General features: G+C 71.3%; 14 protein-coding genes and 1 pseudogene. 2 read left to right on the top strand and 13 right to left on the bottom strand.

Annotated features, from left to right (window positions below):
* Positions 1-184: 184 nt before the first annotated feature.
* The 13 genes from ACFYM6_RS00350 to ACFYM6_RS00290 form a co-directional block, all read right to left on the bottom strand.
* A complete protein-coding gene (locus tag ACFYM6_RS00350; protein WP_387270844.1) occupies positions 185-634 on the bottom strand; it encodes an ATP-binding protein in 450 nt (149 codons plus the stop codon).
* Between the two features lie 31 nt (positions 635-665).
* Positions 666-2,120 (bottom strand): ATP-binding protein, encoded by a 1,455-nt coding sequence (locus ACFYM6_RS00345; RefSeq protein WP_387270842.1) that lies wholly within the window; start codon positions 2,118-2,120, stop codon positions 666-668.
* Positions 2,121-2,203: 83 nt separating this feature from the next.
* On the bottom strand, positions 2,204-2,995 hold the full coding sequence (locus ACFYM6_RS00340; protein WP_387270840.1) for a glycerophosphodiester phosphodiesterase: 792 nt from the start codon (positions 2,993-2,995) through the stop codon (positions 2,204-2,206).
* A 13-nt stretch (positions 2,996-3,008) separates the two neighbouring features.
* Positions 3,009-3,344, bottom strand: coding sequence for a rhodanese-like domain-containing protein (locus ACFYM6_RS00335; RefSeq protein WP_387270838.1), 336 nt, complete (start codon positions 3,342-3,344; stop codon positions 3,009-3,011).
* 28 nt (positions 3,345-3,372) lie between these two features.
* Complete coding sequence (locus tag ACFYM6_RS00330; protein ID WP_387270836.1) at positions 3,373-4,311, bottom strand: LCP family protein; 939 nt, start codon at positions 4,309-4,311, stop codon at positions 3,373-3,375.
* A gap of 187 nt (positions 4,312-4,498) precedes the next feature.
* Entirely contained in the window at positions 4,499-5,689 is a 1,191-nt protein-coding gene (locus tag ACFYM6_RS00325; RefSeq protein ID WP_387270834.1) for an LCP family protein, read from the bottom strand.
* Positions 5,690-5,891: 202 nt separating this feature from the next.
* Entirely contained in the window at positions 5,892-7,127 is a 1,236-nt protein-coding gene (locus ACFYM6_RS00320; RefSeq protein WP_387270833.1) for an LCP family protein, read from the bottom strand.
* 74 nt (positions 7,128-7,201) lie between these two features.
* Positions 7,202-8,182, bottom strand: coding sequence for a UDP-glucuronic acid decarboxylase family protein (locus ACFYM6_RS00315; RefSeq protein WP_387270831.1), 981 nt, complete (start codon positions 8,180-8,182; stop codon positions 7,202-7,204).
* Positions 8,183-8,250: 68 nt separating this feature from the next.
* Positions 8,251-9,924 (bottom strand): cation acetate symporter, encoded by a 1,674-nt coding sequence (locus ACFYM6_RS00310; protein WP_387270829.1) that lies wholly within the window; start codon positions 9,922-9,924, stop codon positions 8,251-8,253.
* Positions 9,902-10,270 carry a DUF485 domain-containing protein gene (locus ACFYM6_RS00305; RefSeq protein ID WP_387270828.1) on the bottom strand — a complete coding sequence of 123 codons (369 nt, stop codon included), beginning with the start codon at positions 10,268-10,270 and terminating at the stop codon, positions 9,902-9,904. The genes ACFYM6_RS00310 and ACFYM6_RS00305 overlap by 23 nt, the downstream gene beginning before the upstream one ends.
* 131 nt (positions 10,271-10,401) lie before the next feature.
* Complete coding sequence (locus tag ACFYM6_RS00300) at positions 10,402-10,695, bottom strand: hypothetical protein (protein WP_387270826.1); 294 nt, start codon at positions 10,693-10,695, stop codon at positions 10,402-10,404.
* A 23-nt stretch (positions 10,696-10,718) separates the two neighbouring features.
* Complete coding sequence (locus ACFYM6_RS00295) at positions 10,719-11,474, bottom strand: flavin reductase family protein (RefSeq protein WP_387271817.1); 756 nt, start codon at positions 11,472-11,474, stop codon at positions 10,719-10,721.
* Positions 11,475-11,613: 139 nt separating this feature from the next.
* Positions 11,614-11,856, bottom strand: a complete 243-nt coding sequence (locus ACFYM6_RS00290) for a hypothetical protein (protein ID WP_387270825.1) — start codon at positions 11,854-11,856, stop codon at positions 11,614-11,616.
* Between the two features lie 194 nt (positions 11,857-12,050).
* Here ACFYM6_RS00290 and ACFYM6_RS00285 point away from each other — a divergent pair, with 194 nt between their 5' ends.
* Complete coding sequence (locus ACFYM6_RS00285; protein WP_387270823.1) at positions 12,051-12,836, top strand: Scr1 family TA system antitoxin-like transcriptional regulator; 786 nt, start codon at positions 12,051-12,053, stop codon at positions 12,834-12,836.
* Positions 12,833-13,012, top strand: a pseudogene (locus ACFYM6_RS00280) (DUF397 domain-containing protein); the annotation flags it as partial. The gene ACFYM6_RS00285 and the pseudogene ACFYM6_RS00280, both read left to right, overlap by 4 nt.
* Between the last annotated feature and the right edge of the window lie 181 nt (positions 13,013-13,193).

Genomic DNA, 13,193 nt, shown 5'->3' with positions numbered 1-13,193 from the left:
GCACTGCGCCTGATGATTCGCTCGCTGCGCTCGCTCATGCAGCCGCCTCGCTTCGCTCCGCGGCCGCATGAGCCTCCACGGCACTGCGCCTGATGATTCGCTCGCTGCGCTCGCTCATGGCGACACAGCCTAGATGCCGGAGAAGACCGGTGGGCGCAGGACCCACCCCTCCTGGGGGCTCCGCTCAGCCGGCGATGGCCAGGCCCGGCTGGGCAGCGACGGCCCGGTCGAACTCGGCCCAGACGCTCTGCCCGAGGCCGTCCCGCTCGACGCCCCAGCGACTGGACAGGCCGGCGACGATGTGCAGGCCGCGCCCGTCGATCGCGTCCGGGGTGGCCGCCCGGAGCAGCGGGCCCGAGGCGGAGCCGCCGTCGGTGACCCGGAGCTGTACGCAACGGCCGTTGGCCGTCGGCCGCAGCCGCCAGGCCACCCGGACCACGCCGCCGGGCAGCGGGTCGGCGTGCCGGACGGCGTTGCCCACCAGCTCGGCGAGGACCGCGACCAGGTCGGCCAGCAGGACCGGGGGGACGACGTCGGCCAACTCGCTGGCGAGCCGGTGCCGGGCCAGGCGTGCACCGGTGGCGTGATGGGGCACCACCACGCACCACGACCGTTCGGCCGAACCCGTCGACACCGTGTTCCTTCCACCCCCCGCTGCGCCCGGGTCACCCCCGGGGCAGCCGCACCTCTGCGACCGTACCCCCACCGGCCCTCGGTCGGAGGGATACCCATCCATTCTGCTGTTCAACGATCTGGCGGACGAGATACAGCCCCAGTCCGGCCCCCGGGTAGCGCCGGCGGTCACCGGACTCCCCCTGCCAGAACCGGTCGAACGCCCGTTCCACGTGTTCCGGCCGGATGCCGATGCCCCGGTCGGCGACCCGGAAGGCGACCATCCGGCCGCTCGCCTCGGCGGACACCTCGATCGGGGTGTCCAGCAGCGAGTACTTCCCGGCGTTGGTGCTCAGCTCGGTCAGCACGGTGGCCAGGCTGTGCCGGTCACCGAGCGCCTTGGGCAGGTCGACCGGCAGGGCGAGGACGATCCGGTGCCGGACGTCCGCCGGTAGGTCCGACACCGCGGCCCGCAGCGCGTCGCCGAGGTCGAACGGCGCGGCCGGCTCCCCGCCGGGCCGGCTCTCGGTGGCGGCGGTGAGCAACCGGTCGACCAGCCGGGCCAGCTCGTTGGCCCGCTGCCCGATGATCCGGGCGGCGTGCCGCCGGTCGTCGTCGCTGAGCGACTCCCAGTGGTCGGTGAGGGTGTCCGCGTACCCCTTGATCACGGTGACCGGGGTACGCAGCTCGTGGCTGGTCACCGCGACGAAGAGGTCCCGGTCGTGGTCGCGGCGTTGCTGGTCGGTGATGTCGCGGAAGGTGGCCACCCGCAGCGTGCCCGGGCCGGGCAGTTCCCCGGAGGTGATCCGCAGCCAGCGGCCGTCCGGCATCCGGTGGTCGAGCACCTGCCCGGGCGGGGGGAGCGGGAACGGGAGCGGACGGTTCAGCGCGTCGGCGGGCGGGTGGCCCGTCACCTGGGCGGCCGCCGGGTTCCAGAGCCGTACGTGGTGTTCCCGGTCCACCACGGCCAGGCCGTCGGCGAGCGCCGCCACCACCGGGCCGTCGCCGTGCACCGGCAGGCCCGTCTGGTCGCCGTACATGTGGGCGATGCAGGCGGCGATGTAGCCGAGGACGGCGTGGTGGGAGTCGTCGAGCGCGGCGTCGGCCGGGTAGAGGGCGTGCAGTGTGCCCACGGTGTGGCCGCCGACCTCGGCCCGCGCCGCGATCATCCGGCGCAGGCCCCGCCCGGCCACCTCGTCGGCGAGCGCGCTCGGGATGCGGTCGACGCGGACCTCGCGTACCGGGGGGCCGGTGAGGAGGCAGACGGTGGCCGGGTCGGTGGCCGGCAGCGGGCGGCCGATGAGCGACTCGGCGGTGCCGGTCGCCGCGATCACCCGGCCGCCGGCGGGGGCGAACTCCACGAAGGCCAGGCTGGCCGCGCCGACGGCGGGCTGAACCACCCCGAGCAGCCGAGTGAGCACCGGCAGGCCGGACTGACCCGAGTTGATCATTTTGAGCACGCTGTCGTGGCCGGCGATGAGGGCGGCGTAGTCGGTTCGCTCCGGCATGTCCCGAGTGTGCCGCGCCGACCGGTCCGGGAACACCCCTCTGCCGGGCGGGCGGGACCGGCGGTGGGGCGGCGCGCCCCGGCTCAACGGCCCAGCCGGGCCAGCGCCCGGGCGGGCCGGTCGGTGATCACGCCGTCCACGCCGGCGGACAGCACCAGTTCCAGGTCCGCCGGCTCGTTCACCGTCCAGACGTAGACCTGATTGCCGGCGGCCCGCAGCGCGGGGACGAGCTGTGGCCGGGCCCGGACCAGGCCGATCCCCGGGCCGGCGATCCGGGTGCCGAACGGCAGCCGACCCAGCCGCAGCCAGCGCGGGAGCACCTCCAGCAGCAGCACGGTGGGCAGGCCGGGCGCGAGGTCGCGGATCCGGCGTACGGCGAGCGCCGAGAAGGACATCACGGTGACCCGGACCGGATCGTCCGGTCCCGGGTCGGCCAGGCCGTACCGGCGCAGCAGGCCGACCAGCCGGCGTTCCACGTCCCCGCCGTACCGGGAGGGGTGCTTGGTCTCGATCAGCAGCCGGACCGGCCGGCCGGCGGCCAGCACGGCGTCGAGCAGCCGTTCCAGGGTGAGCAGCCGGGTGTGCGACTCGTCGAGCGGTTCGTCCCCTTCGGCCGCCATCCCGCCGGGATGCCAGGAACCGAAGTCCAGCAGCTCCAACTCGGCGAGCGTACGTGCGCTGACCAGCCCGTGACCGTTGCTGGTCCGGTCCAGCCGGCGATCGTGTACGCAGACCAGATGGCCGTCGCGGGTCAGCCGGACGTCGCACTCCAGCCCGTCGGCGCCCTCGTCGAGCGCGCGCAGGTACGCGGCGAGGGTGTGCTCGGGCAGGTCGTACGAGGACCCGCGGTGCGCGAACACCAGGGGCGCGGCCATGCCTCCGGACTCCTCAGGCGACCCGGCCCGGCTGCCCGTCGTCGGTGACCACCGGGCGGCCCGCGGCGGCCCAGTCGCCCATCCCGCCCTCGACGTTGCGCACCTGGTCCCAGCCGTTGCGCAGGAGGTACGCGACGACCTGCGCGGACCGCCCGCCGGAGCGGCAGATCACCGCCACCTCGCGGTCGTCCGGCACCTCGGCCATCCGGCCGGGCAGCTCGGTCATCGGCAGGTGGTGGGCGGCGGGCGCGTGGCCGGCGGCCCACTCGTCGTCCTCCCGGACGTCGAGCAGGTAGGTGTCGTCGGGCACGGCCGACGCGGGCACGCTGGGAACCTGGGGTCCGAACACGGCTACCTAGCCTAGACGGCGATTTCGCTCAGAGCCGGTTGACCCAACGGGGATTCGCCCCGGCCCATTCCGGCATCCGGGTGTCCCGCACCGCGTCGAAGAGGCCGTTGCCGCCGTTGTCCAGCACCACGTACGAGACCTCGCCGATGGTCTGCGGATACGAGGGCACCTGCACGCCGTGCAGCGCGTCCGGGGGCAGCGACCGGAGCGCGAAGAGCAGGTCCTCCAGTGGTACGCCGTTCGTGTCCACGGTCAGCGCGCCGCCGACCGCCCGGATCACCCGGTCCAACTGCACCGGGTCGTTGCGCAGGTGCGTCTCGCCGGCCTTGTCGAGCACGGCGCGGAGCATCTGCTGCTGGTGCCGCTGCCGGTCGTAGTCGCCGCCGGGCAGGTCGTAGCGCTGGCGGACGTAGTCCAGGGTCCGGGCGCCGTCCATCTGCTGGCAGCCGGGGGTGAACAGGGTCTTGGTGTGGATCGAGCGGACCTCGGTGTCGACGCACATCCGGATCCCGCCGAGCAGGTCGATGACCTGCTTGAAGCCGGAGAAGTCGACCAGCGCGGCGCCGTCGAAGCGCAGGCCGGTGAGCTGGCCCAGGGTGGCGGAGAGCAGCCGGGCGCCGGCCTCACCGCCGCCGCCGTGCTCGTACGCCGCGTTGACCTTGTCCTGGCCGCCGCCGTAGCCGGGCGCCGCCGGGATGGCGACCAGCAGGTCGCGCGGGATGGAGATCAGGTACGCCTGCCGCATCCCGGCCGGGACGTGCACGATCAGGATGCTGTCCGAGCGCTGGTCCTCGGGATTGGCACCGGGCCGGTGGTCGGAGCCGATCAGCAGGTAGTTGAGCCCGCGGGACAGGTCGGTACGCGGCTGCCGGGCGGCCGGGGCGAGCAGTTGCTGCTTTTCCACCGTGTGGTCGTACCGGTTGGTGAGCCAGTGCAGCCCCGCCACGCCGAGCGCGGCGAGCAGCACCAGGGCGAGGCCGGCGCCGAGGAGGAACCGGGGCCAGCGGACGGGTCGACCCCGCCCGCGCCTGGTCCGTCCCGGCCTGAACGTGACAGCCCTCCCCCACAGCCTTGACGTGAGACCCGCTCACCTCAGGCTACGGGGCCGGAGCCCCGGCGGTGGCCGCTTTCGCCGCAGCCACCGCAGGTCAGGCTCACTTCCGGGTCGAGAGGACCTCCGGGTTCGCGGTGACGAAGTCGGCGAGCTTGTCCTCCTTGACCGCCCGGAACATCTGCCGGCTCGTTTCGTTGAGCATCTCCCGGCCGCTGGCCGCGGTGGCGAAGTTGCCGCCGTTGGTGCGCAGCGTGACCAGGTCGTTACCGCTGAGGCCCTTGAGGGTGAAGATGAAGTCTTCGACCTTCACGCCGCCGGTGTCCAGCATGAGCGACTCGCCGGCCGCCTTGATCATTTGGTTCAGCTTGATGGGGTTGGTCAGCATGCCGCTCTCGCTGGCCTTCTTCGCCATCGCCTTGATCAGCTGCTGCTGGTTCTGCTGGCGGTCGTAGTCGCCTCTCGGCAGGCCGTACCTCTGGCGGGCGAAGTCGAGGGCCTCCCAGCCCTCCATCTCCTTGCAGCCCTTCTTGTGCACCACCGGCGTCATCGGCTTGCCGAGCTTCTCGGCGTCCGAGTTCCACCTCGGCCTGCCGTCGACGTACGACATGTGGATCGACTTGACCTCGTGGCTGACGCAGATCCGGACGGTGCCGAGCGCGTCGATGACCTTCTTGAAGCCGCCGAAGTTGATGATCGCCGCGCCGTCGAAGCTGATTCCGCTCATCTGCTTGATGGTCTTGGCCATCAACTGCGCGCCGCCCTCCCAGCCGCCACCGTTCTGCGCGCCGAAGAAGAAGGCTGAGTTGATCTTGTTGGTGCCGTGGCCCGGGATCTCCGCCTCGGTGTCCCGCGGGATGGAGATCAGATACGCCTGGTCGTGGCTGGCCGGGATGTGCAGGATGATGATGCTGTCCGACCGGACGTTGGCGGCGTCCCAGCTCGCCCGGGCGTCGACGCCGAGCAGCAGCATGTCGATCGGGCCGTTCAGGTTCTTGCCGCCCTCGGCCTCGCTCTTGCCCGCGTCGCCGAGCAGGCTGCCCTGCTTGATGTTGCTGGTGGCCTGGCCGATCACCGCCTTGCTGCCGACGATCGCGACGCCGCTGGTCATCATCAGCACCGCGCCGAAGATCAGCGTGAGCCGGGCCCAGAGCGGGTCCTTGCGCTTGGTCCGCCTCTTCCGGTTACCGGGACCGCGACCGCCCGGACCGGGCTGGGTGGGGATGGTCGGCGGCACCCGCCCGGGTGCGCCGGGATCCAGTGACGGAGGGCGACGGCTGGTCTGGACCGGCATGCGTGCTCCAGCTAGATGATCGGGGGCGGGACCACTGTACGTATCAGTACCCGTTCCCGCGACCTCGTGTGCGGGCTATCCCCACCCATCCCGGCACCCGACCAGGCAGATTGCCCGAACGGCCAATTGAGATCAGCCGATCGGCGGTTGGCTCACGGTGGTGAGCCTCGGCCGCCGATCGGCGCGGTGCGCCCGAGCGGGATCAGTTGCCGGTGGTGTCGCCCGGCTGGTTGGCCTTCACCCACTCCGTCATCGTGTCCGACGCGATGGCCTGGTACATGGCCAGCGCCTTCTCCCGGTCGGAGACCACCACCGACTGGCCGTCGATGGTCTGGCCGCCGAGGTTCGGGCTGGTGATGAAGGTCAGGTTCTCGCCTCGCAGGTTCCGGAACTCCAACGCCATGTCGGTCAACGAGAAACCCTGGTCGACGGTGACTGCGGCGGTCACCGCCTTGAGGAAGTCGTTCAGCTTCTTCGGGTTGGTCAGGGTGCCGGTGCTGGCCGCCTTGTCCATCAGCGCCTTGAGGAACTCCTGCTGGTGGCGCATCCGGGCGAAGTCACCCTCGGGGAACTGCTTGCGCTGCCGCACCCAGTCGAGGGCCTCGACGCCGTTCATGTGGTTCACGCCCTTGGTGAACTTCCGGTACGGCTTGTGGATCGAGGTGATCGTCCGCTCCACCTTCAGGTCGACCCCGCCGAGCGCATCGGTGACCTCCTTGAACCCGGCGAAGTCGATCGCCATGACGTGGTCGATCCGCACGTCGGTGAAGCACTCCACGGTCTTCACCGCGAGCGGCAGGCCGCCGAACGCGAAGGCAGCGTTCACCTTGTTGCGCTGGCCGGAGTCGCAGGACGCGCCCGCGTTCTGCGGGATCGGCACGTACAGGTCGCGGGGGATGGAGACCAGGTAGGCCGTCTTGTGGTCGGCCGGGATGTGCATGAGGATCATGGTGTCCGCGCGCCACTCGCCGGCCTTGTCCATCGGCGCGTCCGGGTCCCGGGAGTCGGTGCCGGCCATCAGGATGTTGAGCGCCCCGTCGACCTTCTTGGCGGGCCGTCCGCCGGTGATCGCCGAGAAGGGGTCGGTCCGGGCCAGATCGTTGTCGAGGTTGCGCGCGTAGAGCCAGGCACCCGCGCCGCCGAGCAGCGCCAGCACCAGCACCGCGACGCCCGCCACCAGGCCGATGCGCCCCCAGCGCGGGCGCGGGCCGGGCCGGCGCGGAGCGCCGGGACCGCCCGGGCCGCCCGGCCCGGCGGGTCCACCGGGGCTGCCGGGTCCGCCGGAGCGAGGCTGCTCCTCGTCGTACGACGGGTACCGGCTGGCGTCGGTCGGGCGGGCGCGCCCGGTGGTGCTCCGACCGGGGCCGGGCACCTGGGCGCGCCCCGCGCTCCGACTGACGTACGGGAACGGATCGTCGGCAGACGTGGTCGCTGACATGTACCGAGGGTAGGTCGGTGGCGCCAGTGCCGCCGTCAATGGCAACCGGGGTGTCAGCGTCCTTCCAGCCGGGGTCAGTACCCTAGCCGGCCGCGAAAGTAGTCGATGGTGCGCCGGAGGCCGTCTTCGGGCGCCACGGTCGGTTCGTATCCCAACAGCTCACGGGCGAGGGTGAGATCCGGGCGGCGCATCTCCGGGTCGTCGGCGGCGCGAGTGATGTAGCTCACTTCGGAGCTGCTTCCGGTCAGCGATGCGATCGTCTCCGCCAGCTGCCGCATCGACATCTCGTGTTCGGTGCCGCAGTTGATCGGGCCGGTCTCGGTCGAGTCGAGCAGCAGCAGGATGCCCCGCACGAGATCGTCCACGTAGCAGATCGACCGGGTCTGGTTGCCGGTGCCGTGGACGGTGATCGGCTCGCCGCGCAGCGCCTGGGAGATGAAGGTCGGGATGGCCCGGCCGTCGTCGGGCCGCATCCGCGGGCCGTACGTGTTGAAGATCCGGACGATCGCGGTGTCGGTGCCCCGGCTGCGGTGGTAGGCCATGGTGGCCGCCTCCGAGAAGCGCTTCGCCTCGTCGTAGACGCTCCGGATGCCGATCGGGTTGACGTTGCCCCAGTAGGTCTCGCGCTGCGGGTGCTCCTTCGGGTCCCCGTACGCCTCGGACGTGGAGGCCATCAGGAACCGGGCACCGTCGGCGGTGGCCCGCTCCAGCAGCGCCAGGGTGGCGACCGAGCCGACCCGCAGAATCTCCACCGGCAGCTTCTCGAAGTCGGTGGGGCTGGCCGGGGAGGCCATGTGCAGGATCGCGTCGAACCGTTCGGCCATGGCCGGGTGGTGGGTCGGCAGCCCCTCGGAGACGTCCGCCTCGATCAGTGTGAAGGTCGGCTTCTCCAGCAGGTGGGAGATGTTGTCCTTGGACCCGGTGACGAAGTTGTCCAGCACCACGACCGTGCAGCCGCGCTCGATGAGCCGATCGACCAGGTGCGACGGCACGAAGCCGGCGCCGCCGGTGACGAGGATGCGGTGACCGGGGCCGAAACGGGGAGCAACCTTCATGCCGGCCAGCCTACTCAAGCGAATGGGCCGGAGCCGACGGCGGCTCCGGCCCATCCGCGGTTGTGTCGTCAGTGCGCGCCCGCTCCGGTGAGGGAACGAACCTCCAGTTCCGCGTACTTCTCCTCGTCGTGCTCCTTCGACAGCAGGGTGCCGATCCAGCCGCAGAGGAACCCGAACGGGATCGAGATGATGCCCGGGTTGGACAGCGGGAACCAGTGCCAGTCGTGGTCCGGGAACATGGCCGTCGGCGCCCCGGAGACCACCGGGGAGAAGAAGACCAGTACCACGGCGGCGAGCAGGCCGCCGTAGATCGCCCAGACCGCGCCGGAGGTGTTGAACCGCTTCCAGAACAGGCTGTAGAGGATCGCCGGCAGGTTGCCCGAGGCGGCCACCGCGAAGGCCAGCGCCACCAGAAAGGCCACGTTCAGGCTCTGCGCGAAGATCGACAGGACGATCGAGATCGCGCCGATCACCAGGGCGGAGATCCGGGCGACGTTCACCTCCTGCCGCTCGGACGCCTGGCCGTCCTTGACCACGTTGGCGTAGAAGTCGTGCGCCAGGCTGGACGACGAGGCCAGGGTGAGCCCGGCGACCACGGCCAGGATGGTGGCGAACGCGACCGCCGCGATGATCGCCAGCAGGGTCGCGCCGCCCAGGTCGCCGCCGAGGAACTTGATGCCCAGCGCCTCGGCGAGCTGTGGCGCCGCGGTGTTGCCGGCCTTGTCCTGCGCGGTGATCGCCTGGCCGCCCACCATCGCCGCCGCCCCGAAGCCCAGGGCCAGGGTGAGCAGGTAGAAGGTGCCGATGATGCCGATCGCCCAGAGCACGCTCTTGCGAGCCGTCTTCGCCGTCGGCACCGTGTAGAAGCGGATCAGGATGTGCGGCAGGCCGGCCGTGCCGAGCACCAGCGCGATGCCGAGCGACAGCAGGTCCATCTTGTTGTAGAAGGTCTGCGTCGCGTCGCCGGCCTTCTCGACGCCGTACCGCAGGCCCGGTTCGAGGAAGGCGTCACCCTTGCCGGAGGAGGCGGCGGCGTCGCCCAGCAGCGACGACAGGTTGAACTTGTAGTGCGCCAGCACCAGCAGGGTCATCACGATGGCGCCGCTCATGAGCAGGAACGCCTTGACGATCTGCACGTACGTGGTGCCCTTCATGCCGCCCACGGTGACGTAGATGATCATCAGGGCGCCGACCAGGATGATGGTGGCGACCTTCGCGGTGTCGGCGTCCATGCCGAGGAAGGTGGTGCCCGGCTTGATGCCGAGCAGCAGCGCGACCAGCGCGCCCGCGCCGACCATCTGGGCCAGCAGATAGAAGATCGAGACGGTGATCGTGGAGACCGCCGCCGCCGTCCGCACCGGGCGCTGGCGCATCCGGAACGCCAACACGTCGGCCATGGTGTAGCGGCCCGAGTTGCGCAGCAGTTCGGCGACGAGCAGCAGCGCCACCAGCCAGGCGACCAGGAAGCCGATCGAGTAGAGGAAGCCGTCGTAGCCGTACAGGGCGATGATGCCGGCGATGCCGAGGAACGACGCCGCCGACATGTAGTCGCCACCGATCGCCATGCCGTTCTGGAAGCCGGAGAAGGACCGGCCGCCGGCGTAGAAGTCGGTGGCGGTCTTCGTCTGCCGGCTGGCCCAGACGGTGATCGCCAGCGTGATCGCCACGAAGATCAGGAAGAGCGTGATGGTGAGGTTACGGGCGGTGGTGCTGCCCGCCTCAGCCGCGAGGAGCGTCGTCATGGGTCACCTCCCCGATCTCGGCGCGGATCCGATCGGCGACCGGGTCGATCCGCCGGTCGGCGAACCGGGCGTAGAGCCACGCGATGACGAACGTCGAGACGAACTGGAGCAGGCCGAAGACCAGGGCGACGTTGACGTTCCCGAAGAGCTTCGTACCCATGAAGCCCCGCGCGTACGCGGAGAGGATGACGTAGAGCGCGTACCACAGGAAGAACGCGACGGTCATCGGGAAGACGAAGCCGCGCAGCGCGCGCCGCAACCCGGCGAACTCGTCCGACCGCTGTACGGCGAGATACCGCTCCGCCGGGGACTCGGCCGGTGCGGACGCGGGTGTGTCCGTGGACATCTGTGGATCACCACCTTCGCAGGCGTGGGGGAGTTTCGCGCACGGTAGAGAGCACGCTCCCAACCGGGGAAGGCGCAGACCGACCCCGGTCACCCGCTGCGCCGAACGGTCGCCCCCCTGCGCCGAGTGACTCAGGTCACTCCGGTCACCGGCTGTCGCCCGATCTCCGACCCGGGCGCCTTGATCGACTCCAGGTCCGCAGGCCGCTTGATCGACTCCGGGTCGCCGATTCGGCGGCATCCCGGGCGCCCGGACACCGCCATGTCGGCGAGCTGGCGCGCCCGGCGGCCGGAGTTCGTCAGGTCGGCGATCTGGCGGCGTCGCGGGTGCCTGGACACCGCCATGTCGGCGAGCTGGCGCGCCCGGCGGCCGGAGATCGTCAGGTCGGCGATCTGGCGGCGTCGCGGGCGGGCGGACACCGCCATGTCGGCGAGCTGGCGGGTCCCGGTCAGCCCAGCTCGTGGTAGCGGCCCCGGTAATGAAGCAAGGGGGTCGTCTCCTCGGCCAGCTCGACCGTCTCGATGGTGGCCTCGACCAGCAGCCCCCAGCCGTACTCCCGGGCGCTGTCGAGCTGGCAGCCGGCCCACGCGCCCGTGTCGGCCGGGACCGGTCCGTACGGGGTGTCGATCCAGGAGCCGATGGCGAAGAGGCCGCCAGGGGACGGGAAGAGGCCGGCGAAGCGGTCGGCGAGCTGCCGGTGCGGCGGACCCAGCGGCGCGACCGCGAACCGCCCCGCCGTCTCCGCGGCCGCCCAGAGGTCGGACTCCGGGTCGATCAGCCCGAGCAGCCGGTCCGGCTCCCCCTCGGCGACCAGGGTGGACGAGACCGTCAGTCCCGCCGGCCCGGGTGCCGTCCAGAGCGTGACCGAGGCGGCGAGCCGACCCCGCAACCGGCGGGCCGGGGAACGCTGCCCGGCCGGCACGGCGAACGGGTCGGTGTGGTGGATCTCGGCACCCGGCTCAGGATTCACGTGAAACATTGTGCCGCCCCGGGCCCGCGCCCAACCGAGGAAGCGCTCGTGTAGGTCGCCGGGGTGGTCGTGACCGTTCAGCCGGGCGAGCTGCTCGCCGGCCTCGGCCATCAGCCCACCCAGATACACCAGCAACGCCGTCCGGTCGTGCCGGTACTCGACCAGCAGGGCGAGCCGGGCCGGCTGGCACGGCCAGTGCGCGCCACACGCCCGACACCGCCACAGCGGCCGCATCGGCAGATGCCCCGGCCTCACCGCCACTCACCTTCCCGCTCGCGGCGATCCTCCCGCCGTCCACCCATTGGGGCTCCGGCAGATCTTGGACGAAACCGGCCCGTCCAGGGGCCGTTCCCTACCAAGATCTGCTTGTTGATCACCAGCGGCCGCCGTTCGCCCGCCACGTCTGCGCCGGGGTGAGCCAGCCGGCCCGGCCCGGTCGCGGGAAGGCCACCGTCGGCTGGGACGCCCAGGCCGGTGCGGCGTTCGGCCGGGCCAAGGCCGCCGCCGGGGGTGGTGAGACTGCCGGGTACGGCCGGGTGGCGGCCGGGGGTGGCGGCAGGACTTTCCGGTACGCGTGCGCCGCGGCGTTCCGGCAGCGGCGGAACAGGGCGAACATCGGGTGCCTCCTCTGGTCGGACGAGGTCGCCCCGGCCAGGGGAATGGCCGGGGCGACCGGCGCAGGACCGGCCGCCGGGTCGTCGCCTCCACCAGCCGGGCCGCGTGTCTCCACCCTGGACTCGACGGCGTCGGCAGGGGAGGATGCCAGGGCTTACTACGCAGCGCGGTCACGTACTTACCGGAGAGGTAAGGATGAACATCGAGATGTGGATCCGGGCGCTCAAGGCCGCCCGGGCCGGTGCGGACGTCTCCCAGGAAGGGCTGGCCGCCCTGATCAAGTGGAGTCCGTCCACGGTCGCCGCGATCGAGACCGGCCGTCGACGGCCGACCATGGAGTTCGCTGTCGCCGCCGACCAAGCCCTCGGCACCGGCGGCCTCCTCGCCGAACTGCTCAAAGCCGCCGACCAGGAGCGTGGGCCGTCGTGGTTTGTGCCCTGGCGGGGTTACGAGCAGCAGGCGACGCGGCTGCGGGCCTTCGAGGCGTGCTTGGTGCCCGGTCTGCTCCAGACCGAGGATTACGCGAGGGCTGTCATCTCCACCGGTGGCCTCCATCCACCGGCCATGGTGGACGAACTGGTGGCTGTCCGGATGGAGCGTCAACAGTTGCTGCACCGTGACCAGCCGCCGCATTTCGTCTCCCTGCTGGACGAGACCGCCGTGCGGCGGCCGGTGGGCGGACCGCCGGTGCTCGACGCTCAACTGGGGCGGCTACTGGAGGTGGCCGAGCTTCCGTCTGTGCGCCTGCACGTCATTCCGTTGGCCGTGGGCGAGCACGCGGGGCTCGGTGGCGGCTTCGTGCTGGCCGAGTTGCCGGACGCTGACCAGGTGCTCTACCTGGAGAATGCTGCCCGGGGCCACGTCGTCGACGACCCCGAGACGATCGGCTTGATCGAGCGGAAGTGGGATAGCCTCCTCGGCGAAGCGCTGTCCACGGGAGCCTCGCTGGATCTGATCCGGAAGTTGAAGGTGACGCCATGACCATCGCCGACCCCTGCTGGCGCAAGTCGTCCCGTTCGACCGACTCCGGCGGAAACTGTGTCGAGGTGGCGGACAATCTGCCAGGGGTGGTGCTGGTCCGGGACAGCAAGGACCCGTCTGGCCCCACGCTTTCCTTCACCCCCGAGGCCTGGCGCTCCCTGATCGCGGGCCTCCGGACCGGGCTGTCAAGGCCACGCTCGATCCAGGAAGTAGTGGCCTCGATCGGTGAGCGAGACCACCACTTCCTGGATCGAGCGCGATCTTGGGGCGGAAGGGCTCGTCGAGCAACGCTCTGATGATGCGAACGGCCCCCAGCGCGGCGCTGCGGGACGTTCGCGTGCGACGAACTACCGGTTA

This window comes from Micromonospora sp. NPDC006431 (assembly GCF_042870725.1).
In the GTDB taxonomy this organism is placed as follows: Bacteria; Actinomycetota; Actinomycetes; order Mycobacteriales; family Micromonosporaceae; genus Micromonospora.
The sequence above is the reverse complement of the archived record's forward strand: the minus strand, read 5'-3'. Positions and strand labels throughout refer to the sequence as shown.